The sequence below is a fragment of the Streptomyces sp. GESEQ-35 genome, assembly GCF_017948485.1.
Classification (GTDB): Bacteria; Actinomycetota; Actinomycetes; order Streptomycetales; family Streptomycetaceae; genus Streptomyces.
The window spans coordinates 160,444-183,926 of sequence record NZ_JAFFSX010000020.1; the positions used below are offsets into that span (position 1 = coordinate 160,444).

Below are 23,483 nucleotides of genomic sequence, written 5' to 3' on the forward strand. Positions count from 1 at the left end.
GGATCAGCCTCGTTTCAGGGGGTTCAGACGATCTTCTCGCCGGGGGCGACGACGGCGTCGAGGGCGGTCAGGTCGGTGGCGTCGGGGATCCAGTCGGCCGCCGCAGCGTTCGCGGTGACTTGGTCGGGGGTCATGGCGCCGCAGATCACGGAACCCACGGCGGGCAGAGCCGCGAGTCCGCCGACGGCCACCTGGAGCAGGCCCAGGCCGCGTTCCGCGCCGTACGCGGTCAGCGCCTCGACCCGGTCGAGGGCGGCGTCAGTGAGCCAGCCCTGCCGCCACGACAGCCGGCTGCCGGACGGAGGCGCTTCGCCGCGCCGGTACTTGCCGCTGAGCAGGCCGTTGGCCAGCGGGTAGTACGGCAGCAGGTCGACGCCATGGCGCAGACAGGCGGGGATCAGGTCCTGCTCCACGCCGCGATCGAGCAGGTGGTAGCGGGCCTGGGTGGACACGAAGGAGTCGGTGAGCCGGCCGGCCGGGAGGTTGGAGCAGCCGAGGTGCCGGATCTTGCCCTCGTCGACCAGCTCGCGCAGGGCGGCGACGGTCTCGTCCAGCGGGGTGACGCCGTCCGGCTCGTGGTACTGGTACAGGTCGATGCGGTCGGTGCCGAGCCGGCGCAGCGAGGCTTCGACCGCGTACCGGATGTAGGGGCGTGCGCCGCGCCGGCCGTACCGGGTCGCGTCCGGTCCCATCTCCATGCCGAACTTGGTGGCCAGGACGACCTGGTCACGGCGGCCCTTCAGCGCGGCGCCCAACAGCCGTTCGCCGTCGCCGCGTTCGCCGCCCCGGTCGCCGAACCCGCCGTACATGTCAGCCGTGTCGAAGAGGGTGATCCCGGCGTCCAGCGCGGCGTGGACGACGGCTCTCGTGCCGTCCTCGTCGAGGCGGGAGCCGATGTTGTTGCCGCCGAGGCCGACCACCGAGACGGTCGGCCCGCGCTCGCCGAGCGTGCGGTACCTCATGGCCTGTCCCCGAACCCGATGCAGACGTTCTTGGTCTGTGTGTAGCTCGCCAGCGCCTCCAGTCCCTTCTCCCGGCCCCAGCCGCTGTGCTTGTAGCCGCCGAAGGGGAGTTCGATACCGGTGCCGACGCCGGTGGCGTTGACGTAGACCTGGCCCGCGCGGATGCCCTCGGCCATGCGCAGGGCCTTGTCGATGTCGCGGGTCCAGACGTAGGAGGCCAAGCCGTACGGGGTGTCGTTGGCGATCGCGAGGGCTTCCTCGGCGTCGTCGAAGCCGATGACGGTGACGACCGGGCCGAAGATTTCCTCGCGGGCGCAACGGGCCTGGTTCGTCAGGCCGGTGAGGACGGTCGGCTCGATGTAGTAGCCGTCGGCGAGTTCGGGGTCGGCGGGGGCGCCGCCCCCCACGCGCACCTCGGCGCCCTCCTGCCGGGCCAGGTCCAAGTAGCCCTGGACGCGGTCGCGTTGGCGGGCGGCGACCAGCGGGCCGAGGTCGGGGTCGTCGAGGCCGGGGCCCAGCCTCAGCGAGGCGGCGTGCGCCACCAGCCTCTCGAGGAATTCCTCGGCGCCGCGCTGCAGCAGGATCCGGGTGCCGGCCGAGCAGGTCTGACCGGCGTTGCCGAAGGCGGATCCGGCGACGGCGCCCAGGGCCAGGTCGAAGTCGGCGTCGGCGAAGACCACGACCGGTGACTTGCCGCCCAGCTCCACGACCGCGGGGACCACGTTGGCCGCGGCGGCCTGGGCGACCTTGATGCCCGTCGGGACCGAGCCGGTGAAGGTGACCTGGTCGATGCCCGGGTGCCCGGCGAGGGCGGCTCCGGTCTCGCCGTCGCCGGGGACGACGTTGAGCACGCCGGGCGGCAGTCCGCACTCCAGGGCGATGCGGCCGATCTCCAGCGGGGTGAGCGGCGCTTCCGGGGAGGGCTTGAGTACGACCGTGCAGCCCGCCGCCAGTGCCGGGGCGGAGCCACGTGCGGTGTTCTGGAGCGGGTAGTTGAACGGGATGATCTGGCCGGAGACGCCGATCGGCTCCCGGACGGTGTAGTCGATCAGCCCCGGGCCCAGCGGGATCGTGCTGCCGCCGAGCTTGTCGGTGACGCCCGCGTAGAACTCGAAGTAGCGGGCGGCGGCCTCCACGTCGGCCCTCGCCTGACTCAGCGGCTTGCCGACGTCCCGGCTCTCCAGCCGGGCCAGGCGTTCGCCGTCGGCGCGGATCGCCTGGGCGATGCGGTTCAGCAGCCGACCCCGGTCCGCACTGCGCATCCGTGCCCAGTCGGGAGCCGTGAAGGCCGCGCGGGCCGCGGCCACCGCCCGGTCCACATCTGCCGCGCCGGCCAGGGCCAGCTCGGTGATCGCCGTCCCGTTCGACGGGTCGAGGACGGTGAAGGTGCGGCCGTCGACGGCGGGAATCCGCTTGCCGTCGATCAACAGCTCGGTCGGCATCCCGGTCGGCAGCTCCGTCAGGAAGTCGGTCACGGCTGGATCTCCCCCTGTGCCTCGCCGAAGATGACGACCTCGTCGCCGGGGTGGACGGTACGGATCCTGCGCACCCACAGCACGATGCCGTCCTGCGGAGCCCGGACCTCTTCCAGCGTGTTGCCGTAGTGGTCGGTGATGTGGCCGATCAGGTCGCCCTCCTTGCAGTTCTCCCCCGGTTCGGCGTGCCCGACGAAGAAGCCTCCGGCGCCGGAGCGCGCGAAGGTGCCGGTGACCGCCGTGTACGTGTCGCGCAGCTCCGGCTCGCCGTCCGTCATGCCGAGTTGGCGCATGATGTTGCGCACCGAGCCGAGGTGCAGCTCGACCGTGGCTTCCCGGTAGGTGCCGCCGCCCGCCTCGATGGTGATCGCGGGCTTGCCCGCCGCGAGGGTGGGATGGCGTACCGTGCCGCCCCACTTGCCGCCCTTCCAGACCAGCTGGTGCCCGGCCGCCAGGCCGATGCCGGTGGCCAGGTCCTCGTAACCGCCCTGCACGATGACCAGCGGGGCGATCTCGCCGAAGGTGCCTCCGGTGTGCAGGTCCACGAGGGCGTCGATGGCGGGGACGACCTGCTCGACGAAGGTGGCGGCCAGGCGCAGGGAGTACGAGCCGTCCGCGTCGCCCGGGAAGATGCGGTTGAGGTTCAGGTGGTCGAGGCCGCTGGAGCGGGCGGCGGCCTCGAAGGCGGGGGTGTTCATGCAGGGGATGCCGACCAGGGTGCCGCGCAGCGTGGCCGGGTCGGTCTCGGCCAGGACGCGGCGGACGGCCTCCTGGCCGTCGTACTCGTCGCCGTGGACGCCCGCGTCGACGCAGAGCACCGGGCCGGGCTCGACGCCGTTGACGACGATCAGCGGTATGCCGAGCTGCACGCCGTACGTGCTGGTACCGACCGGGATGAGGCCCTGGGCGCGCTCGCCGGGGGCGACGGTCAGCGGACCGATGGAGTACATGCGGGGGTTCCCTTCGTGGATCACAGGCGGGCGGACGCCTCGGCGAGGGTGTCCGCGATGATGTCGGCGATACGGTCGAGGAGTGCGCGGTCGCTGATCAGCGGGGGCGCGATCTGGACCAGCGGGGCCGCACGGTTGTAGACGCGGGCGAGCAGGCCGGCCTCGCGCAGTCGACGCGGGATCAGGTCGGCGACGAGGGCGGCGCGGGCGGTGTCGCTGAAGCCGCCGTTCTCCTGGTCACCGACGAGTTCGCAGGCGTAGAAGAAGCCCGCGCCACGGACGTCACCGACGACCGGCAGGTCCGCGAGCGCCGCCATGCGTGTCGCAAGGTGGCCCTGGAGGGTGCGGACGTTGTCCAGGACCCGGTCCCGCTCCATGATCTCCAGGCTGCGCAGGGCGATGGCCGCGCTCAGCGGGTGCCCGGCGAAGGTGTAGCCGTGGTTGAGGACCGCGCCTGGCCGGTTGATGACGTCGACGACGGGGCCGCTGACCAGCGTCGCGCCCATGGGGGCGTATCCGGCGGTGATGCCCTTGGCCACGGTGACGATGTCGGGGCGGGCACCGTAGCGGTCGCCGCCGAACCACTCCCCCAGCCGACCGAACGCGGTGATCACCTCGTCGGCGACCAGCAGGAAGCCGTACCGGTCGGCCAGCGCGCGCAGCCCCGGCCAGTACCCCTCCGGCGGGGTGATGCACCCGCCGCGGTTCTGCACCGGTTCGGCGATCAGCATGGCGACCGTCTCCGGGCCCTCGGCCAGGATCGCGGCCTCCAGCTCGGCGAGCAGGCGGGCCGTGAACACCTCGTCGTCGGCGTACTCGGGGGCGAGGCCGAAGCGGTTGGTGTCGGACACGAACCGGGTGTCGATCGCCGGGGGCCCGTACGGCTCCTTCAGACCGGGGTCGTCGGTGAACGACAGGGTGCCGATGGTCAGCCCGTGGTAGGCGCCGCGCCGGGCGATCGCCTTGGTGCGGCCCGGTTCGCCGCGCAGCCAGTGGTATCTGCGGGCGATCTTCCAGGCCGCCTCCACGGCTTCGGCGCCGCCGCCGGAGAAGAAGGTGTGCTCGATGTCGACGGGGGCGATCCGGGACAGCCGCTCGGCGAGTTCGATGGCTGCCGGGTGCGCGGAGGCGGACCACAGCGGGCTGAAGCACAGGTCGCGCAGCTGCCGTTCGGCCGCCTCGGCGAACTCGGCGGCGTAGGAGTAGCCGAGTTGGCAGCAGTACAGGCCGGACAGTCCGTCTATGTAGCGTCTGCCGTCGGTGTCTTCGAGGTACGGCCCGTCGCCGCGCTCCACGACGAACAGGTCCTCGCCGCCGGGGCCGAGCGAGCCGTTGGGGGTCATGTTCAGGAGCAGATGCCTGGTCGCGGTGGCGGCGACTCCGGCTGCCGGGGTGCGGGTGCTGGTGGTCATGGGGTTTCGCCTCCGGCGCTTCCGGTGGCGAGGCCGACTGCGGGCTCGGTCGGCAGCAGGCCGTCCTGTCTGCCGGAGCCGCCGAGCATGCGCACCACGCTGACCAGTGCGAGGGCCACCACGGCCACGGCGATGATCAGTGCGCTGACGGCGGTCACCGACGGATCGACGTCGTACTGGAGGACGTTGAACATCTCGACCGGCAGGGTCACGGTGCCCACGGAGGACAGGAACTGCGAGACGAAGAACTCGTCGAAGCTGGTGATGAAGGAGAAGACCGCTGCGGCGACGACTCCGGGCATGGCCAGCGGGAAGGTGATGCGCCGGGCGACGGTGAGGCGGCCCGCGCCCATGCTGGCGGCGGCGTCCTCCAGCCGTTCGTCGATGCCCTTCAATGTGGCCATCAGGATCATCACGGCGATCGGCGAGGCGAGCACGGTGTGGCCGAGGGCGATGGCGATCGGGCTGCCGAGCATCGCGGCGGGTTCGAAGAGGAGGAACAGGCCCAGGGCGATGACGATCTGGGGGATGACCAGGGGTGCCAGCACCAGGCCGTAGACCGCCGAGCGCAGCGGGAGTTCGCTGCGGACCAGGGCCGTCGCCGCGGTCATGCCCAGGATCAGGGAGAACACCGTGGTCAGCGCGGCGACCAGGGCGCTCAGGGAGAGCGCGGCCGGCCATTTGCTGCCGTCCGCGAACAGCTGCTGGTACCAGCCGAGCGTCCAGGAGTCCGGCGGGAAGGAGCCGAAGGCGTCCTTGCCGAAGGAGGTGACGACGATGACGGTGATCGGCAGGGCCAGGAACAACAGGATGAGCGTGGACAGAACCGTGAGGGTGATCCGGCCGGCCAGGGTGGAACGGAGCTCGATCATGAGGCCGCACCCCGATTCCGGTAGGCCTCGCGCGCCGACTTCAGCAGCCTCAACAGCAGCAGTCCGGCGAAGGTGAGCAGCAGCAGGATGATGCCGAGGGCGGAGGCGCCGTTCCACTGGTTCTGCTTCATCACCTGCTCGTCGATGAGCGAGGCGACCATGGTCTGCTTCTCGCCGCCCATGAGTGCGGGGGTGAGGTAGTAGCCGAGGCAGAGGATGAAGCACAGGACGCCCGCGTTGACCAACCCGGGTGCCACCAGCGGCAGATAGACCCGCCGGAAGATCGTCACCCGCCCCGCGCCCATGCTGGCCGCCGCGGCGAGCAGCCGCCGGTCGATGCCGCGCATCACGGCGTACAGCAGAAGCACGGTGTACGGCAGCATGACCGCCGTGGTGCCGATGACGACGCCGAGTTCGTTGTACAGCAACTGGTAGGGCGCGCCCGGGAAGTGAATGCTCGTCAGGGCGTTGTTCACCACGCCGTGTTCGCCGAGCAGGATGATCCAGCCGTAGGTGCGCACCAGGGCACTGACGAAGTGCGGGACGACGACCACCAGCATCACCAGGCCGGCCCACAAGGGCTTGAGGCGGGACACCGCGGCGGCCAGCAGGAAGCCGACGACGAGACTGAGCAGTGAGGTTTCGGCGGAGATGCGCAGGGTCGTGAGCAGGATCTCCAGGTTGGCGCCGCGGAATGCATCGGCGTACCAGTGGAGTGTCCAGCCGCCCGTCTCGCCCTTGAGGCTGAGGAGGAGGGTGCTGAAGATCGGGTAGACGAAGAGGATCAGCAGGTAGACGACGACGGGGGTGGCGTTGAGCAGCCCGAAGCGGGTGCGGCGGTCCGACAGCACGCGGCGCGGGCGGCGGCCGGGTGGGGCGGTGGGCGCTGGTTTCGGCGCGAGGGCGGTTGCGGTCATGGTCACGCCCCCTCGTCCGGTTCCGGGAAGACGGTCACGTCACCTGCGGCGGCGGTCAGGCCCACGCGTTCGCCGACGGCCGGGGCGCGGCCGGCCGGGAGTTCCAGCCGGACGGGTTCGCCGTCGCCGCGGACGGTGGCCCGCACGAGCGTGCCGACGTAGGTGACCGTCTCCACCGTCGACGTACAGAACCCGTCACCGGGCGGACACAGCGCGAGCCTGCCGGGCTGGACCGCGGCGCGGACGCGGGCATTCTTCGGGAGGGGTTGCGGGCGCGCCTTCAACAGGCCTCCGCTGTCGAGCCGTACGAGAACGTGGTCCGCCGTCTGCTCGGTCACCTGACCCGGCAGGAAGTTGGCCGCACCGAGGAAGTCGGCGACGAACGGGGTGCGCGGGCGCTCGAAGAGTTCTCGCGGGGTGTCGAACTGGTCGATGCGGCCGTCCCTCATCACCGCGATGCGGTCGGAGAGGACCAGCGCCTCTTCCTGATCATGCGTCACATAGATGACGGTCAGGCCCAGTTCGCGCTGGATGCGCTTGATCTCGGTCTGGAGCTGGTCGCGCAGCTTCTTGTCGAGGGCACCGAGCGGTTCGTCCATGAGGATCACCGGCGGCCGGTACACCAGGGCCCGGCACAGCGCGACCCGCTGCTGCTGGCCGCCGGACAGCTCGCGCGGACGCCGGCGTGCCATGCCCGACAGACCGGCCATCTCCAGGGTCTCGCCGACCCGGCGCCCCAGCTCCGCCTTCGGCACCCCGCGCAGTTGCAGCGGGAAGGCCACGTTCTCCCAGACCGACATGTGCGGGAAGAGCAGGTACTGCTGGAAGACGAACCCCAGTCCCCGCTTCTGCGGAGCCAGTCGGGTCACGTCACGCCCGCCTACGACGACGCTGCCGGAGTCGGGCTCGCAGAACCCGGCGATGATCATCAGGGTGGTCGTCTTGCCGGAGCCGGAGGCCCCGAGGAAGGTGACGAACTCGCCCGCCGCGATCTCCATGGAGACCTCGTCGACCGCGGTGACCTGACCGTACGTCTTGCGAACTCCCTTGACGGACAGGGGTTTTCCGGTGCCCGGCGGTGAGACCACCGCCGGCTCGGGCTTCACGTCGAGATCAGGCATGTGTCCACTCCTGCCAGCGCTTGGCGACGGCATCCTGGTTGTCGTGCCACCACTCGATGTCCAGGTCGAAGCCGGATTCCAGATGCTCGGGTGAACTCGCCAGGTTCGAGGCCGACGCGCTGGAGAGCTTCTTGTAGGCGGCGGGCACGGACGGGGCCATCGGATAGATCTCGGCGAAGGCGGCCTGCACTTCGGGCCGCAGCGAGAAGTCGATGAGCTGGTAGGCGGCATCGATGTTCGCGGCGCCCTTGGGGATGCCCCAGGCGTTGCTCTGCCTGCGGGCGCCGTTCCACTGGTAGGCGAGCGGGGAGCCCTGCTTGATCAGAGCGTCGAGGCGGCCGTGCCACACACTGGAGGCGACCACCTCCTCGCGGCCCAGCAGGACTCCCGGCAGGGCGCCGGTGTCCCAGAACTTCTTGACCGAGCCCTTGATCTCGTCGAGCACCCGGAAGGCCCGGTCCACGTCGAGCGGATAGAGCTGGTCGAGCGCCACACCGTCGGCGAGGAGGGCGAACTCCAGCTCGGGCAGGTCCGCGTCCACGCTCTGGAGGGCGCGGGCACCCGCAAACGCCTTGGTGTCCCAGAAGTCCGCCCACGAGGAGGGCTTCTTTCCCCCGAACGCGTCGGTGCGGTACGCCATGACGCTGGCCCAGTAGTTCTTGCCGACGGCGTTGGAGCGGATCAGGGACTTGGCGATCCCGGCGTTCTTGTAGTTCTTCAGCCGGTCGAAGTCCAGGTCCTCGGTCGCGCCCTCCTTGTCGAAGCGCAGGTAGTCGGGCATCGAGTCGTCGATCACGTCGAACTGCGGCCGACCCTGTTTGATCTGGGCGAGCATCTGCGCGTACTGGATGTTCACCACCTCGACCTGGATGCCGGTCTCCTTGGTGAACGGGTCGTAGATGGCCTTCTGGTTGGCGTCGCCGTAGGTGCCGCCGCTGTTGCGGACGACAAGCGTCTTCGAGTTCTTGTCGTCGCCGCTGCCGACGTTCCGGCTGGTGCCGGTGCCGCACGCGGTGAGCGAGGTGGCGGCGACGCCTGCCGCGACTGCGCCGACGCCACGCAGGAACACTCTGCGGTCTATCCGGACATCTCTCACCGGGGGGCCTCCTGGGGATGCGGTTCTTGAAGCGAGGGACTGTGGGAATGCATGCCAGTGGGGGGCGTTCGTGCCGTGCGGGGAAGGATCGGCGGGGGGGGCGGGTGTCAGCCGTCCGCGTTCTGGGGTGCGGGTGCGGCGATGGCCGCCAGTTCGGCGCCGGGGGCGACGGTGAGTCCGGTCATGCCGTAGAGGATCCGTCCGGTGGCGTCCGCCGTGACCTTGTGCTCGGTGCCGTCGAGAGGGTCGAGCACCCGGCCGATGCTCTGGCCTTCGGTCACGTCGTCGCCGGGGGCGAAGTCCGGGAACCACAGGCCGGAGGCGGGGGATTCCACGAATGCGGCCCACACCCACTCGCGCCGCGGTGCGGTGGCCTGTCCGGTGGGCTCGGTGTCCTCGGGGTCGGTGATCCCGAGGTGGTGCAGCAGCCGGTGCAGACCGTCGAGCAGCCTCCGCACCGTCGTGGCCTCGCGGTCGCCGCCCTGGCCGGTCTCGATGAGGATGGCCGGGATACCCCGGCGGGCCGCTGCGGCGTGGCTGTTGCCGCCGCTCGCGTCGGTGCCGAGCACGACCCGTTCGTACCCGACGGCGTGGGCCATGTCCCGTGTCTTCGCATCCAGTTCGGGGTCGGCCGTGAGGCGGTATCCGACGAAGTCCAGCAGGAACCCGTCGATCCCGCCGCTGTGCAGGTCGGCGTACGCGTCGGCGCCGGCGAGCAGGTTCTCGAACAGCCAGGCGGCCATCCGCTGGGTGGGACCGCCGGCCGGGTCGCCGGGGAAGATCCGGTTGATGTTCACCCCGTCGAGTGGGGAGATGCCGAGACGTCCCTGGTAGACGGCCGGGGGGTTGGACACGGGGCAGATCACGACCTGGCCGCTCACCTGCTCGGGCCGCAGCAGGTTCGCAAGCTGCGAGGCGGCTGCGACGCCGATGAACTCGCCGCCGTGCACTCCCCCCGTGAGCACGACCCTGGGTCCCGGACGCGCGCCGTTCACCAGGATCACGGGAACGTCCACCGTGACGGGGCCGAGGTCCACGGCCACGGTGCCGCGGGTCTTGGCGCCGGGCTCGGCGCGCAGCGCGCCGACGGTCAGGTCCTGTGAGGTCGTCGTGTCGTGGGTCATCGGGGGTCATGCCTCCGTGCGGTCGAGAGTGGAGATGAAGTCGACGGGCCGGTCCGTGGCGTCGTCCAGCGCGAGGTCCGCCGCGATGTCGCCCATGGCGGGCGAGAGTTTGAACCCGTGTCCGGAGAATCCGGCGAGCAGTACCACGTTGTCGGTGCCGGGCAGCGGGCCGACCAGGGGGCGGCTGCTTTCGGTGTAGCCCTCCATGTAGACGGAGAGCCGGATCGGGTCGGGGTGCAGGTCCGGCATGTGGCGGCCGAGCAGTTCGGTGAAGATGTCCAGCTCCCCCGGCTCCACGGTCCGTTCGAGCCGGTTCGCGTCGCCGACGGGGCGGTGCAGGGCGCGGGACAGACCGAGCTTGACGGAGACGCCGTCCGGGGAGGGCAGTCCGTAACAGTGGGTGGGTGCGGTACGGATGAACGCCGGGCGTTCCTCTCCGGACCAGGCGTCGCCGACCGGCACGTACCAGGCGTTGATCAGCCGCCGGATCTCCACCTCCCACGGCAGGTCCGGCAGCAGGTCGTTGACCCAGGGGCCGACGGTCACCACGACGGAGTCGAACCGCTCGCCGCCGGCGTCGGTGCGGACCTCCACGCCGCGACTGCTCGGCACGATCTCGCGGACGGGCGTGTAGCGGTGGATACGGGCGCCCAGTTGCTCGGCGCGGCGCGCGGCGGTGTGGATCGTCAACTCGGGCCGGATGAAACCCGCGTGGCGGTCGAGTACGGCCGCGTCGCCGTCCTCGATCCGGAACTGCGGGAAGCGCTTGGCGAGCGCCTCGGTGTCAAGTACCTCGTGGTCAAGCCCGTGTTCGGCGATGGACTCGAGGACGGTGGCCATCTGCTGGTGTTCGGTGGGCCCCATCAGCAGGCATCCGGTCAGCCGGCGCAGTTCGCGGCCGGTCTCCCGTTGGAGCTCCGTCCACAGCGCGTCCGCCTGCCTGAGCAGTGGAACGTACCGCGAGTCCTCGAAGTGGGCGCTGCGGAAGATCCGGGTCTCGCCGCCGCCGGCGCTGCGGTCGTGACCCGGGGCGAAGCGGTCGTACCCGACGACCTCGGCCCCGCGGGCCGCCAGGCGCCAAGCGGCCTGACTGCCCATCGTTCCGACACCGACGACGGCGACGCGCTTGCTGGCTGACACGGGTGGTTCCTTTCGGGTCCCGGGGGCAGGAATGCGGCACGCCCGGCATACGGACTCCGACATTCCGGAAGAGGAGCGTCGATGCGGGGTCACATGTCGCGCCGTCCGGAGTGAGGGTCTTCTTCGGGCCGCCTCTTGAAGGACCGACGAAGAGCCGACGAAGTACCAAGAAGAGCCGTGCCACATTGTGGAACGCTGTGCTAGAATCTGGCACGAGCTTGACAGTGCCGTTCGGAGGCAGTCAAGGGGGTGCGCTCGCGGGATTTGCAGAGTTAACGGGGGAAACCGGATGGAAATGAAGAGTGTCACCAGGTCACTGCGGATCCTGGAGGCGGTGGCACAGCACCAGCCGGTGACGGTGGGAGAGCTGACCAAGCTCTTCGGGCTCCCCAAGTCGACCGTCCAGCGCACCCTGGTCACACTCAACGAGGCGGGGTGGCTGCGGGCGAACCGCAAGGACACCACACGCTGGGAGATCGGCGCCCGGGTGCTCGCCGTCCGGCCGGCGGCGCTTCAGGGGTCGAGCCTGTTCGCGGCCGCACGCGAGCCCATGATCCGGCTCCGGGACGCGGTGAACGAGACCATTCACCTGTGCGTGCCGGACGGGGTGCAGTGCATGGTCGTGGTGGACCGGGTGGACTGCGACCGCGCGGTACGGACGTTCCACGCCATCGGCGACACCTCGCCACTGCACGCCACCGCCACCGGCCGGACCATCCTCGCGTACCTGCCGAAGGCCGACGTCGACGAGCTCGTCGCCCGAGGGCTGGAGCGGTACAGCGAGCAGACCCCGACCGACCCCGCCGCTCTGCGCGCCGAGTTGGAGAGCGTGCGAGCCGACGGCTACGCGGTCAACGTCAACCAGTACCGGCCGGACGTGTGCGCGGTCGCCGCCGCCATCCTGGATGAGGACGGCACGCCGCTCGCGGCTGTCGCCGTGTCGATGCCTGATTCACGGTACGCCCCGGGGCGGTTGCCCGAGTTGGGACGCCTGGTGGCCGACACCGCCAAGGAGGTCGCGGCCAGGCGTTCCGCTTGAAGGGCACGGGAGTCCACATCGGCATCTACGACGAGACACCCGGCCCGGTCTATCAACACGCGGCTGCCTCCTCGTCTGCGTCGGAGTAGACCGCGACGGGCAGATGGGTGCCCACGAAGTCGCGGAGTTCCCCCGCGAGGGAGCCGACGGGACCGCTCAGGTCAACGTGCCGGCAGCGAACGAAGATCGCTGCCGGAGCCGCTGGAACCGGTCCACGAAGGACGCACCCTCAATACAGAGAACCGCCGACCGTTCGTCTATGCGGGCCACACTCTGAAGCCGGAGCAACCCCCGGATCAGGTAGGGGACCATCGCGAGGGCCCAGATCCACGACACCCGACAGCCCAGCAGCCCACACCACTGCTGAAGCCATATCAGCGGTCAGTGCGACTCACGGCTCACTTCGGACCCGCTGGAGCCGACCAGGAAGTCGAGGTCGGCACCGGTGTCGGCCTGTAGGACGTGGTCCACGTAGAGCCGCTCCCAACCGCGTCGGGGGTCGGCGAAGCCATCGACCGTGGCCTGACTCGGCTCCCGGCGCGCGAGTTCGTCGTTCGGTACATCGACATCGATGCGGCGGGCATCGACGTCGAGGCTGATGAAGTCCCCGGTCCGCACCAACGCGAGGGGGCCACCGGCGGCGGCCTCCGGAGCCACGTGCAGCACGACCGTGCCGTACGCCGTGCCGCTCATCCGGCCGTCGCAGACACGGACCATGTCGCGGACGCCCGCTTCCAGCAGCTTCTTCGGCAAGGGCATGTTCGAGACCTCGGGCATGCCCGGGTATCCCTTGGGGCCGCAGCCCCGCAGAACGAGGACGGAGTCGGCGTCCACATCCAGGTCGGGGTCGTCGACGCGGGCGTGGAAGTCCTCGATGGAGTCGAAGACGACCGCCCGGCCACGGTGGCGGAGCAGGTGCGGGGAGGCCGCGGCGGGTTTGATGAGCGCCCCGTCGGGAGCGAGGTTGCCACGCAGGACGGCAATGCCGCCCTCGACGACGAGCGGTGCGGCGAGAGTGCGGATGACCTCGCTGTCCCAGATGGCAGCGTCGTCAAGAAAGGCGACCAGTGACTTGCCGGTGACGGTCAACGCGTCGGGATCGAGCAGGTCACGGACCTCGCGCAGGACGGCGAGCAGTCCCCCGGCGCGGTGGAAGTCCTCCATGAGGAAGCGGCCGGCGGGCTGGAGGTCCACCAGGACCGGTACACGGGAGCCGATGCGGTCGAAGTCGTAGAGCGACAGGTCGATGCCCAGGCGGCCCGCGATCGCGAGCAGGTGGACGACCGCGTTGGTCGAGCCGCCGACGGCGGCCAGCGCCACGATCGCGTTGTGGAAGGACGCCTTGGTCAGAAAGGTGCCCGGCCGCCGGTCGGCGGCGACCATGTCCACCGCCAGCCGGCCGGTGTGGTGCGCGGCCTCCAGCAGCCGGCTGTCGGGGGCAGGGGTTCCGGCCGTACCGGGCATCACCGTGCCCAGGGCCTCGGCGACCAGGGCCATCGTCGAAGCCGTGCCCATCGTGTTGCAGTGCCCGCGGCTGCGGATCATCGCCGACTCGGAGCGGGTGAACTGCTCCTGGGAGAGCGTGCCCGCACGCACCTCCTCGGACAGCCGCCACACATCGGTGCCGCAGCCCAGGGGTGTGCCACGGAAGGTTCCGGTCAGCATCGGGCCACCGGGCACGACGACTGCGGGCAGGTCCACCGAGGCGGCGGCCATGAGCAGCGAAGGGATCGTCTTGTCGCAGCCGCCCAACAGGACGACACCGTCGATCGGGTTGGCCCGCAGCATCTCCTCCGTGGCCATCGCCGCCATGTTGCGCCAGAGCATGGCGGTGGGCCGCACGTTCGTCTCGCCCAGCGACACCACGGGCAGGTCCAGCGGGATACCGCCGACTTCGTACACTCCGTTGCGGACCGAGGCCGCGACCTCGTCCAGGTGCGCGTTGCAAGGGGTCAGGTCCGAGGCGGTGTTGGCGATGGCGATCTGCGGCCGGCCGGTGAAGGCGTCGCCTGGCACGCCTCGTCTCATCCATGCCCGGTGGATGTAGGCATTGCGGTCCTGACCCGCGTACCACTGCGCACTGCGGAGCCTCACCATGCAGTCCCTTCCAACAGTCGGTACGGCGATCTACTGTCCGGAACGCGATGAAGCCTACGCAGCCGCACGACGGACCGACAGACCCGGGCCGAGGCGGCTCTACCGGCGCAGACAGCGAGCGGGCCAGCGGCGGGACGTCCTCCGCCATTCTCAACACGCCTGTGACAAAGCGCCGTTGGAAAAGATGTCACGTCCTGGAGTTCACGAACGCGACCTGTTCCGGCTCCTCCTTCCTGACGGGACTCCGCAGTTGTCGGGGCACGCAAGAAGGAGACTCCATGGACAGAGCGACGATCATCGTCGTGCTCGTTTCGATCGTTGCCGCGAAGACGTGCGCCTTGCTGGGCCTGTGGCTGCGCCTGCGGTGGCGGGTCCACCGCGATCAGGCTCAGCACCAGTATCTTGTGGGCGTCGCTCAAGCGGTGGCCGCCGACGGCTACGTGGAGCTCGACGATCAACACAGTGACGGGCGCCGCCTCCGCATGAAGATCAGCCGCGCCCCTGCGCAGGAGAAGGACAGTGCAGCGTGAGTAACCAAGATCCGGCGGACGCCCCATCCCTTGGGGAACGCCAGAGTTCGCGGCAAGGGCCGGACGAGGAGTTCTCCGCCTTCTACCGAAAAACCGTACGCGGGCTCGTCGGCTTTCTGGTCAACCAGGGCGCCACGCTACCGCTCGCCGCCGACATCGCCCAGGACACGATGGTCAAGGCCTACCAACGCTGGGCCGATCTGCGCGACGCGCGCGCCTGGGCACACACGGTCGCTTCCCGGGCACTGGTGCGCGCCATCGCCTCCGTCGAGGAAGACCCGGTCGAACGCGTTCCCGAGCCCACGTCGCTGCTGTCCCGCCCGGATGCCATCGCAGAATGGGAGACCGGATACGACGCTCTGCCGATCCTGCGCAGCCTGCCGCCCCGCCAGCGCCAGGTCCTCGCCTGGACCATGGCCGGCTACGAACCCCGCGACATCGCCCACCACCTGAGCCTGTCGGCCGAGACGGTGCGCGGAAACCTGGCCAAGGCCCGCCGCGCCGCGGCCGCGTACCTCAAGGACAGGGAGGAGGAGCAGTGACCCAGCACCCCGAACCCCAAGACGAGGCCGTCAACCGGCTGCTCGCCCAACACCAGCACGCCTTGGCCGACGGCCTTGACAGCGTCCTCGACGTCGAAGCCGGACTGCGCGAGATCCTGCTCCAGTCCCGCCACGACACCGCGGTCGACGACCTCGACAGCGTCCTCGATGTCGAAGGCGGACTGGCAGCCGTCCTGCCCACCGCGTCTGCTCCCTCTCCGGCCATCACGCCAGACACGCAAGACACACCGGGAGAGGACCAGACAGTCCGCGAACTCCCGCAGCCATCCGGTCCCGGTCGCCCCGCGGACGGGGCATCCCCGGGGATCAGGAAGGCCGAAGTTGCACTCAGGTGGAACCCGAGCCCGGCGGGACAACCACCCACCGATCTCGATCTCGTCGCCGCCGCCTACCCGGCCGTGGATCCGTATGGCGACCCCGCCTATGTCGTGCACTTCGACAGCCGCTCCCCCGACGGCAGCATCTACCTCAACCGGGACAGCAAGGACGGCAAAGGCTTCGGCTGGGACGAAGTGATGACGCTGGAACTCGACTGGCTCGACTCCCGGTACGCACGCGTGGTCGTCGGCGTCATCATCCAGCAGCACCCCGCCCACCGCACCTTCGCCCAGGTACCCAACCCGGGCCTACGCATCCGCGAGGGCTACACCGTCCTGACCGAGGACGACTTCAGCGGCGTCCCCGGCGCGACGGCTGCGACGGTCGCCGAGTTCGTACGCGACGAATCCGGCACGTGGAACCACCACCCAGGCATCCACGGTTTCGACGGCGACCCGGCATCCTTCACAGCAACTATGGGCAGGACACACGAACGCTGATCCACAGCCGAAGGCTCACGTGTCGCGGTGTCGTGGAGGCTCCGCGTCAGGACAGGGCGAGGACGCAGAACTCGTGGCCCTCCGGGTCGGCGAGGACCGTCCACGGCACGCTGCCCTGACCCACGTGGGCGGGCGTCGCGCCGACTCGGCCGTCAACGGGTCCCACGTAGGTGGTTACGCCGGGGTTGAAAACACTCCAGCCGAGCGCCTCCGCCCAGAACCGGCCGACCGCCGAGGCATCAAGAGCCTTGATGTTCACCTGAACAGGTCGCAGTGCCATGCCGGCGATCCTATGCAGCCGGCTCTGCAACGACATCCGCAGGTACCGTCACCAGACAGAGATCAACTCTCTGACCACCCGCGCTCACGACGACGAGAGCCGGACTTCCAACAGAACCTGATGGCTTCAAACTTGGTCCCATGTCTGCGCTGTGGAACCTGCTTGCCGCCCCCGCCGGGGCCGTCGCGACTACGCTGATCGGTGTCTTCGCGGGAAGTGCGGTCAGCAGGAGAGCGCAGGACAGACATTGGGTCCGCGAGCAGTTGGCGGCGACGTGCACACGTGTACTCCGCGAATCATCGGGGTTACTCGTGAGCCTCAGTGAGGCGGAATCGGCTCGACCCAGCTCCGTCCCTCAAGGTGTCGTCCACCGAACCACCATTGACTGGCGGCCATGGAATGAGGCCCTGAGCATGGTGAACCTTGCTGCCGATCGCGTTCGCCCTGGCCGGGCCAAGGCCGACGGGCGCGACACCCTGCTCGGTATGTTCGAAGTCGAGCCCAGTCCGCTGGACGGCCGCGCCGGGCAGACCCTGATCGGTGACGAGCACGGGGAACGGGTGGTGTGTCGGCTGCCCGGTCCGCGCAGTGGGCGTATCGAAGTCACGTCCCACGTAGCCTCTTGCCCGTGCCAGTCTCCCCCTTGCGTCGCGTCGCCGTCCTTGTGCTCGAGGGTGCGAAGCCGCTCGACGTCGGAATTCCCGCGCAGGTCTTCACGACCCGCGCGAGCATGCCGTACGAGGTGCGGGTCTGCGGAGCCGCATCCGGTCTCGTGACGGGCGGCGATGGCCTCGCGTACTACGTCGCCCACGGCCCCGACGCGCTTGCGTGGGCCGACATCGTCTTCGTCCCCGGCTACCGGTTCCCGGACCGCGACGACCCGCCGCAGGCCGTCGTCGACGCACTGATCGCCGCCCACGACCGGGGTGCACGGCTCGCCGCCATCTCGACGGGCGCCTTCGCGCTCGCCGCCACGGGTCTGCTCGACGGCAGGCGCGCCACGACGCACTGGCACTACACGCGGGCACTCGCGGCCAGGCATCCGCTCGTCCGGGTCGACGAGAACGTGCTGTTCGTCGACGAGGGCAGCGTGCTCACCTCGGCCGGCGCCGCCTCCGGCATCGACCTGTGCCTGCACATCCTGCGCGGCGACCTCGGAGTGGCCGCGTCCAACCACGCGGCCCGGCGTCTGGTCGCGGCCCCCTACCGCAGCGGCGGCCAGGCCCAGTACGTGCCGCGCAGCGTCCCCGAGCCGCTCGGCGAGCGGTTCGCCGTCACCCGCGAATGGGCGCTGCACCGGCTCGACGAGCCCCTCACCCTCGACATACTGGCGCGGCAGGCGGGGGTCTCGCCGCGCACGTTCTCCCGGCGCTTCGTCGAGGAGACCGGCTACACGCCGATGCAGTGGGTGATGCGCGCCCGCATCGACGTGGCCCGCGAACTGCTCGAGCGCTCGCAGTACAGCGTCGAACAGATCGCCGCCGACATCGGGCTCGGCACCGGCGCGAACCTGCGCCTGCACTTCCAGCGCATCCTCGGCACCACACCGAGCGAGTACCGGCGCACCTTCACCCGGGGCGAGTGAACCGCCCGGCACCGTGTGGCGGGATCCTTTTGAACCATGGCGATCCCGCCACTGTCAGCGGCGCCGGCGGCGGGCGAGCCTGGTGGCGAACAGAAGGGACATCACTCATGACTCGCATCGCCATCAACGGATTCGGCCGCATCGGACGCAATGTGCTGCGCGCGCTGCTGGAGCGCGACAGCGCCCTCGAGATCGTCGCCGTCAACGACCTGACGGAGCCCGCCACTCTCGCCCGGCTGCTCGCCTACGACAGCACGGCCGGGCGGCTCGGGCGCCCGGTCACCGTCGACGGGGACACCCTCGTCGTCGACGGCCGTCGGATCAAGGTGCTGGCCGAGCGCGAACCGGCGCGGCTGCCGTGGGCCGAACTCGGCGTCGACATCGTCCTGGAAGCCACCGGCCGCTTCACCTCGGCCAAGGCCGCCCGGGCCCACCTCGACGCGGGCGCGCGCAAGGTGCTCGTCAGCGCGCCGTCGGACGGCGCCGACGTGACGCTCGCGTTCGGGGTCAACACCGACTCCTACGACCCGGCCCTGCACACGATCGTCTCGAACGCCTCCTGCACCACCAACGCGCTCGCGCCGCTGGCCAAGGTGCTCGACGACCTCGCCGGTATCGAGCACGCGTTCATGACGACGGTGCACGCCTACACGCAGGAGCAGAACCTCCAGGACGGTCCGCACCGCGACGCCCGTCGCGCCCGGGCCGCCGGCGTCAACATCGTGCCGACCACGACCGGCGCCGCCAAGGCGATCGGCCTGGTGCTGCCGAACCTCGACGGCAAGCTGTCGGGCGACTCGATCCGCGTACCGGTGCCGGTGGGCTCGATCGTCGAACTCAACACGACCGTCACCCGCGACGTGACGCGCGACGACGTGCTGGCCGCGTACCGCGCGGCAGCGGAGGGGCCGCTCGCCGGCGTCCTCGAGTACTCGGAGGACCCGCTCGTGTCGTCCGACATCGTGGGCAATCCCGCCTCGTCGATCTTTGACTCGGCCCTCACCCGCGTCGAAGGCCGCCACGTCAAGGTGGTCGCGTGGTACGACAACGAGTGGGGCTTCTCGAACCGCGTGATCGACACGCTCGAACTCCTCGCCACCCACTGACCGGACGCCGGGGTGGTACCCGTCAGCCTCTCTCGGTCGTGGCAGCCCACAGGAACGAGACGCCCACCCCGCCTGCCCGCAGCTCGTCCCGCTGCGACAGTCACTCGCACGGAACGAGATTCACGCGTACGCCCGGACAGCCCGCCTCGAAAGCTCGGCTTGCCCCGCCACTGCCACGGCATCACACACGGGAGCGGTCACGGTGAGGGTCTCAGCGCCGGGCTGCGTGCCGTCGGCGTGTTCAAGCGCTGTCCGGGAACGCTCCACCAGCTCGTACGCCTAAGCGATCAGCGCCCATCCCGCGACCGTCAGTTCTGTGGCGTGGGATCGGCGCACGAGCAGGGGGACGCCGACTGCTCGCTCCAAAGCCTGGATCGCCCGCGACAGCGCCGGCGGGGGAATGTGCGTGCCGAGGCGTTTGCGGCATCCGGTCAGCCGGGATGGGCGTAGTCGCGACGCCTTCCCGTCCGTCAAGTGCGCGAGCGTGGTGATGGCAACTCCGGCCGCACTGAGCCGATCTGACCGTGCACCCAGATCCGCAGCGGACCGATCGGCTCGAAACCATGGCGCACGGCGGCCTCCAGATCGTCGCCGTGCTCATAGCCGACGACCGGCAGGGCGGGGAACAGCCAGTGCACCGCTTCCAATACGACCGGCCAACCCGCGTCAGGGCCGCCGTCCACCGCGAAGACGTTGGATATTCCAACCACTTGGTCGTTGCGGCTCGCTACCGCACCGGCGACCACCCGGCCGTCGGCGGACCGTCCGGCGAGCACGAACGTGGCCGGGTCGGTGAGCAGTTCGGGCCGGAAGAGGTCTGCGTTGCCGTCCCCGTCGTCCCAAGCGAGCGCCCAGGCGAGCAGCGTGTCCGGGTCGCTCGCCACATACCAGGCAAGATCCGACGCGACGGCGGGCGCGCCCGTCCACCAGCGCGGCCGGAGCGGCTCCCGGCACCAGCGTTACCGAGTCGGGGTGGTGCAGCGGTGCGCGGACCGGGGCGGCCCAAGCCTGTGCCTCGAACGCGCCCACCACACCATGAGACCGGCTCATCGCCGCACACCACTCAGCGTTGTTGCGGGCGGCGGCCAGGACCAGAAACTGCTGCGGCATCGTCACGAGCGCCGATCATGACCCGATCCGCCCCAGCCAGTCGAACGGTTTCCCAGTGCCCACCGGGGCTCCAACACCCTGCCCACATGGCACATGCCGCGTACCGTGCACGGCCCGGGAAAGATCCCGCTGGACTTGATATTCGCGGTGACGCCGGGCCTGGCACGGCATGGCCGACGCGGCCAGCAGGCAGGCTGTGCCGGCCCGGTCCTCCGCGGCGACTGATCGCTTCGTTACTGCTTGTCGCGTGCGGCGAGCCGTTTGATGATCTCCGCCTTGACCGTCTCGTGCAGCTCGTCCGACGTGAAACCGAGGTTGCGCAGGATCTGCGCGGCCGGGCTCTGCTCGGTGCGGATCACGCCCAGCAGGGTGTGTTCCGTGCCGACCCAGTCGTGGCCGAGGTCGGCCGACGCGCGGCGTGCCTGCTCGATGGTCTCCTTGCTCTCCGGCCGGAACGCGATGTGACCTCGCAGCGCCTTCTCCCCGGCCGGCGGCAGCGCTTCCTCGATCGCGTCGCGGATGCGTTGCTCCGACTCGGTCTTCGCCACCAGCACCTCATACGCCAGGCCCTGCGGTTCGCCGAGCAGGCCGAGCAGGATGTGTTCGGTGCCGATGAAGTCGTGCTTGTGTGTTCGGGCGGCCTCCTGCGCCAGCACGATGCTGTGCCGGTTCAGGTTGGTGAACCGCTCGAAAGGGTTGGGTGCGTGGCGTTGCTGGGCGGCCTGTTTGGTCACCCCGATGGCGTCGCCGATCTCGGTCCATGACGCGCCGGTCTGCTTGGCCTTGCTGACGTAGTGGTCGATGAGCTGGTCGCCGAGGTCGGACAGCGTCTGGGCACGCAGTCGCGCCTCACTGATGCGGGCCAGTTCGTTGGCGTCGGGGAGTTCCTCGTCGAGACGGGCGATCAGGTCGGCGAGGCTGATGTCGAGTGGACTCATGCGTCAATCGTAAGTTGACGATCCCTCATCGTCAATCTGTAATTGACGCTCATTTCCGGTGCGCTCCCCCAGTTTCGTGCGATGGCCCGGTGCAGCAGTCACGCCCGATCGCGACCCACTGGACGCCTTCGCAATTGCGTTCCGGCGCTCGGCCGTTGGGTGTCGAGCCGACACGATGTGCCCTGCGTCTGCCGACCTGGTGCGTGGTGATCTGTGGGTACGTGTGGCGCGGCTGCTGCCGTCCGTCCACCGAGTCGGTATCGACGGCTCGCGTGCGTGGGCGCTCGAGCGCCCGCTCGGTCCGTCAGACGTGCTGCGCTTCCTTGCCTTCGCTGTTCAGCCCAGATCGGACATGTCGAGTACGAAGCGGTAGCGGACGTCGTTGCGTCGGAGACGGTCGAGTGCCTCGTTCACTCGCGCCGAGGAGCGCCGTGCTCGCCGCAGAAGTCCAGCATGGCGGCGGTCGCGGGCCTGCCGCCGCTTCCTGCGGAGCTGAGTCTCTTGCGTCCCACGAGCAGGTCGATGGTCTCGACGGTGATGGGGCCGAGGTCGTGCGGGGCGGAGTTGGTGTCGATGACAACGTCGAACCGGTCGCGGGCGTCAGCCATCTGTTCGCCGCCCCGACCTCATCCGACTGGCCACCTGGGCACGCCTGGAGCGACGCCCGGCCGGTCACCTGGTCGACGACCCCGACCGCCTCGACGACCGCAAACTGCGTGCCATCGCCGAGGCTCAAGCCGCCGGCCTGGTACGGCGGGGAGACCCGTTCGACGTCATGGCCATGGTGATCGCCATGTCTATGGCATGGTCACCGGTCAGCAATGTCTATGCCGCGACCGCACAGGAGCCCCCCGAACTGCACGAACAACGCCGCAGCCTGCTCCGCGAGAGCGTCCGCCGCGCCATGACAGCCGACTAGGGCCAGTTCCGCCCCTCGAGTCGACGACCCGTCGGACTGTGGCCGCGTCAGGTGGTCAACCGCTGATCGTGCGACCAGGATTTCGGCGCTGCACGTACAGGCGATCGCCCGCCGGGCCGGTCCATTCCAGCTGCACGACACCGGGCACGGCTGCGTCGGCGATGCGGGATGGATCCGACCAGTAGCCGGCGTTCGGGTTGAGGAAGAACGTCGACCACGGGCGGCCGTGGTGGTCGACGAAGAAGTTGTTGTGGCCGGCGCCGACACCCGCCGTCCACCGCTCGGAATACGGACCCTCGAAGGTGTCCGAGACGGCGACGACCGCGTCGTACTGGTGCTGGAGACGACCCTCTCCGGGTTTGTCGTAGGCGTACCGCCTGGTGCCGTCGGGATTGACCGACGTCCGGTCCCAAGCGGCCTGGAGCAGGTAGTACTTGCCCTCGAACTTGAACACGTAGGCGCCTTCGAGGTAGGGCTCGGGTGAGTAGGGCTTCTGCTGGAACTTCGGAAGGTTCGTGGTCGGGACGATGTCCTCCATGTCGTCCCGGAACTTGGCGTACAGGTTGTTGTGCAGCACGAGCCAGGCATCGCGGCCCTCGCAGTAGAGGCTGCCGTCGATGTGGAAGTAGGCGCCGGGCTCGATGAAGTCCGGCCCGCCGATGAACGATTCACCGAAGGGCTTTTCCAAGTTGCCCTCGATGAGCCGGTACGGGCCCTCGACGCCGCCCTCGCTCACGAGCATGAAGGAGCCGACCTTGCGCGAGTGGTCGCCCATGCACGCAACGATGTACCACTTCCCGCCGAAGTAGTGCACCTCCGGGGCCCAGACGTCGCCGCGCTTGCCGAACCGGTCGTCGTGCCAGTACTCCTGCCAAGGAGCGACGACCGTGCGTCCTGGCCGGTTCTCACCGGCGAACTCCGGTGACCACACCTTGCCCTTCTCGGCGCCGGGCCGGATGCCGGTGGTGTCGGCCAGTGTCCACGGCCCGTCGAGGGACGAGGACACCCACACGAAGATGCCGTCGTTCCAGGGGGCGGGCCCGCTGAGTCCTGGCGCGTTGGTGGTGCCCGTGGCGACATAGACCGGACGGCCGTCGATGACGAAGCAGTTGACGTAGGTGTCGCGTATCCATACCCGGCCGAGCTCCTCGTCACGGGGGCGCAGTTCGAGCGGGAGGACGAAGGAGTTGTCCGCACGCGGCCACAGGTCCGGCCGGGTGTCGGCAAGTCCGTAGGGCTCGGGATCGGGCCAGTTCGACGGGTAGCGCTCCAGCGGCGCAGCCTCGGCCGGTGCGGGACCCGCCTGCGCCGCGGCCGTGGGCAGGGCCGCCGCCGCTCCCAAGCCGACGACGCCGGCCAACAGGGACCGTCGGGGCAATCCGCTGCCAGTGCTGGTCATCAGTCACGTTCTCCTTTGTCGTCGGGTACG

At 69.8% G+C, this 23,483-nt stretch carries 20 protein-coding genes and 4 pseudogenes; 7 read left to right on the top strand and 17 right to left on the bottom strand.

Annotation, left to right across the window (positions count from 1 at the left end; genetic code table 11):
- Nucleotides 1–23 precede the first annotated feature (23 nt).
- The 10 genes from KCH87_RS32175 to solA form a co-directional block, all read right to left on the bottom strand.
- On the bottom strand, nucleotides 24–962 hold the full coding sequence (locus KCH87_RS32175; RefSeq protein WP_210590429.1) for an aldo/keto reductase: 939 nt from the start codon (nucleotides 960–962) through the stop codon (nucleotides 24–26).
- Nucleotides 959–2,437, bottom strand: coding sequence for an aldehyde dehydrogenase family protein (locus KCH87_RS32180; RefSeq protein WP_308298969.1), 1,479 nt, complete (start codon nucleotides 2,435–2,437; stop codon nucleotides 959–961). The genes KCH87_RS32175 and KCH87_RS32180 overlap by 4 nt, the downstream gene beginning before the upstream one ends.
- The gene (locus KCH87_RS32185) at nucleotides 2,434–3,387 is read right to left on the bottom strand and encodes a succinylglutamate desuccinylase/aspartoacylase family protein (protein ID WP_210590432.1); all 954 of its coding nucleotides are present in this window, start codon (nucleotides 3,385–3,387) and stop codon (nucleotides 2,434–2,436) included. The genes KCH87_RS32180 and KCH87_RS32185 overlap by 4 nt, the downstream gene beginning before the upstream one ends.
- Nucleotides 3,388–3,407: 20 nt before the next feature.
- Nucleotides 3,408–4,799, bottom strand: a complete 1,392-nt coding sequence (locus tag KCH87_RS32190; protein WP_210590435.1) for an aminotransferase class III-fold pyridoxal phosphate-dependent enzyme — start codon at nucleotides 4,797–4,799, stop codon at nucleotides 3,408–3,410.
- The gene (locus KCH87_RS32195) at nucleotides 4,796–5,671 is read right to left on the bottom strand and encodes an ABC transporter permease (protein WP_210590438.1); all 876 of its coding nucleotides are present in this window, start codon (nucleotides 5,669–5,671) and stop codon (nucleotides 4,796–4,798) included. The genes KCH87_RS32190 and KCH87_RS32195 overlap by 4 nt, the downstream gene beginning before the upstream one ends.
- Nucleotides 5,668–6,588, bottom strand: a complete 921-nt coding sequence (locus KCH87_RS32200) for an ABC transporter permease (protein WP_210590441.1) — start codon at nucleotides 6,586–6,588, stop codon at nucleotides 5,668–5,670. Before KCH87_RS32200 ends, KCH87_RS32195 begins: the two co-directional genes overlap by 4 nt.
- Nucleotides 6,589–6,590: 2 nt before the next feature.
- Complete coding sequence (locus KCH87_RS32205) at nucleotides 6,591–7,709, bottom strand: ABC transporter ATP-binding protein (RefSeq protein WP_210590445.1); 1,119 nt, start codon at nucleotides 7,707–7,709, stop codon at nucleotides 6,591–6,593.
- Nucleotides 7,702–8,805: an ABC transporter substrate-binding protein gene (locus KCH87_RS32210; protein WP_210590448.1), complete on the bottom strand. Its 1,104-nt coding sequence runs from the start codon at nucleotides 8,803–8,805 to the stop codon at nucleotides 7,702–7,704. The genes KCH87_RS32205 and KCH87_RS32210 overlap by 8 nt, the downstream gene beginning before the upstream one ends.
- Before the next feature lie 107 nt (nucleotides 8,806–8,912).
- Nucleotides 8,913–9,929: a succinylglutamate desuccinylase/aspartoacylase family protein gene (locus KCH87_RS32215; RefSeq protein WP_210590452.1), complete on the bottom strand. Its 1,017-nt coding sequence runs from the start codon at nucleotides 9,927–9,929 to the stop codon at nucleotides 8,913–8,915.
- Nucleotides 9,930–9,935: 6 nt separating this feature from the next.
- Nucleotides 9,936–11,069 (bottom strand): N-methyl-L-tryptophan oxidase, encoded by a 1,134-nt coding sequence (gene solA, locus KCH87_RS32220; RefSeq protein WP_210590454.1) that lies wholly within the window; start codon nucleotides 11,067–11,069, stop codon nucleotides 9,936–9,938.
- A gap of 295 nt (nucleotides 11,070–11,364) precedes the next feature.
- On the opposite strand from solA, the gene KCH87_RS32225 reads away from it, so the two are divergent.
- Nucleotides 11,365–12,108, top strand: a complete 744-nt coding sequence (locus KCH87_RS32225) for an IclR family transcriptional regulator (protein WP_210590457.1) — start codon at nucleotides 11,365–11,367, stop codon at nucleotides 12,106–12,108.
- Nucleotides 12,109–12,489: 381 nt separating this feature from the next.
- Here the strand turns inward: KCH87_RS32225 and KCH87_RS32230 are convergent, their stop codons facing one another.
- On the bottom strand, nucleotides 12,490–14,205 hold the full coding sequence (locus tag KCH87_RS32230; protein WP_210590460.1) for an IlvD/Edd family dehydratase: 1,716 nt from the start codon (nucleotides 14,203–14,205) through the stop codon (nucleotides 12,490–12,492).
- A gap of 278 nt (nucleotides 14,206–14,483) precedes the next feature.
- On the opposite strand from KCH87_RS32230, the gene KCH87_RS32235 reads away from it, so the two are divergent.
- The 3 genes from KCH87_RS32235 (at nucleotide 14,484) to KCH87_RS32245 (ending at nucleotide 16,116) form a co-directional block, all read left to right on the top strand.
- Nucleotides 14,484–14,735 carry a hypothetical protein gene (locus KCH87_RS32235; RefSeq protein WP_210590463.1) on the top strand — a complete coding sequence of 84 codons (252 nt, stop codon included), beginning with the start codon at nucleotides 14,484–14,486 and terminating at the stop codon, nucleotides 14,733–14,735.
- Nucleotides 14,732–15,277 (top strand): RNA polymerase sigma factor, encoded by a 546-nt coding sequence (locus tag KCH87_RS50510; RefSeq protein WP_210590466.1) that lies wholly within the window; start codon nucleotides 14,732–14,734, stop codon nucleotides 15,275–15,277. Before KCH87_RS32235 ends, KCH87_RS50510 begins: the two co-directional genes overlap by 4 nt.
- Before the next feature lie 326 nt (nucleotides 15,278–15,603).
- On the top strand, nucleotides 15,604–16,116 hold the full coding sequence (locus KCH87_RS32245; RefSeq protein ID WP_308298970.1) for a TerD family protein: 513 nt from the start codon (nucleotides 15,604–15,606) through the stop codon (nucleotides 16,114–16,116).
- Between the two features lie 58 nt (nucleotides 16,117–16,174).
- On the opposite strand, the pseudogene KCH87_RS32250 reads toward KCH87_RS32245, so the two are convergent.
- Nucleotides 16,175–16,396 (bottom strand): annotated as a pseudogene (locus KCH87_RS32250) (VOC family protein); the annotation flags it as partial.
- A gap of 628 nt (nucleotides 16,397–17,024) precedes the next feature.
- Between KCH87_RS32250 and KCH87_RS32255 the strand changes: the two are divergent.
- A complete protein-coding gene (locus KCH87_RS32255) occupies nucleotides 17,025–17,981 on the top strand; it encodes a GlxA family transcriptional regulator (protein WP_210590468.1) in 957 nt (318 codons plus the stop codon).
- A gap of 107 nt (nucleotides 17,982–18,088) precedes the next feature.
- Entirely contained in the window at nucleotides 18,089–19,087 is a 999-nt protein-coding gene (gap, locus tag KCH87_RS32260) for a type I glyceraldehyde-3-phosphate dehydrogenase (RefSeq protein WP_210590471.1), read from the top strand.
- A gap of 279 nt (nucleotides 19,088–19,366) precedes the next feature.
- Here gap and KCH87_RS50205 read toward each other — a convergent pair whose 3' ends face one another.
- The 4 genes and pseudogenes from KCH87_RS50205 to KCH87_RS32280 form a co-directional block, all read right to left on the bottom strand.
- Nucleotides 19,367–19,561 carry a LysR family transcriptional regulator gene (locus tag KCH87_RS50205; RefSeq protein ID WP_210590473.1) on the bottom strand — a complete coding sequence of 65 codons (195 nt, stop codon included), beginning with the start codon at nucleotides 19,559–19,561 and terminating at the stop codon, nucleotides 19,367–19,369.
- Nucleotides 19,558–20,203: pseudogene (locus KCH87_RS32270) on the bottom strand (hypothetical protein). The gene KCH87_RS50205 and the pseudogene KCH87_RS32270 overlap by 4 nt, the downstream one beginning before the upstream one ends.
- A 227-nt stretch (nucleotides 20,204–20,430) precedes the next feature.
- Entirely contained in the window at nucleotides 20,431–21,135 is a 705-nt protein-coding gene (locus KCH87_RS32275; protein WP_210590476.1) for a Clp protease N-terminal domain-containing protein, read from the bottom strand.
- Between the two features lie 336 nt (nucleotides 21,136–21,471).
- Nucleotides 21,472–21,746: pseudogene (locus tag KCH87_RS32280) on the bottom strand (NAD(P)-dependent alcohol dehydrogenase); the annotation flags it as partial.
- On the opposite strand from KCH87_RS32280, the pseudogene KCH87_RS32285 reads away from it, so the two are divergent.
- Nucleotides 21,746–22,054 (top strand): annotated as a pseudogene (locus KCH87_RS32285) (TetR/AcrR family transcriptional regulator); the annotation flags it as partial. The pseudogenes KCH87_RS32280 and KCH87_RS32285 sit on opposite strands and share 1 nt — an antisense overlap.
- Before the next feature lie 55 nt (nucleotides 22,055–22,109).
- On the opposite strand, the gene KCH87_RS32290 reads toward KCH87_RS32285, so the two are convergent.
- The gene (locus KCH87_RS32290; protein WP_210590479.1) at nucleotides 22,110–23,453 is read right to left on the bottom strand and encodes a family 43 glycosylhydrolase; all 1,344 of its coding nucleotides are present in this window, start codon (nucleotides 23,451–23,453) and stop codon (nucleotides 22,110–22,112) included.
- Nucleotides 23,454–23,483: the final 30 nt, after the last annotated feature.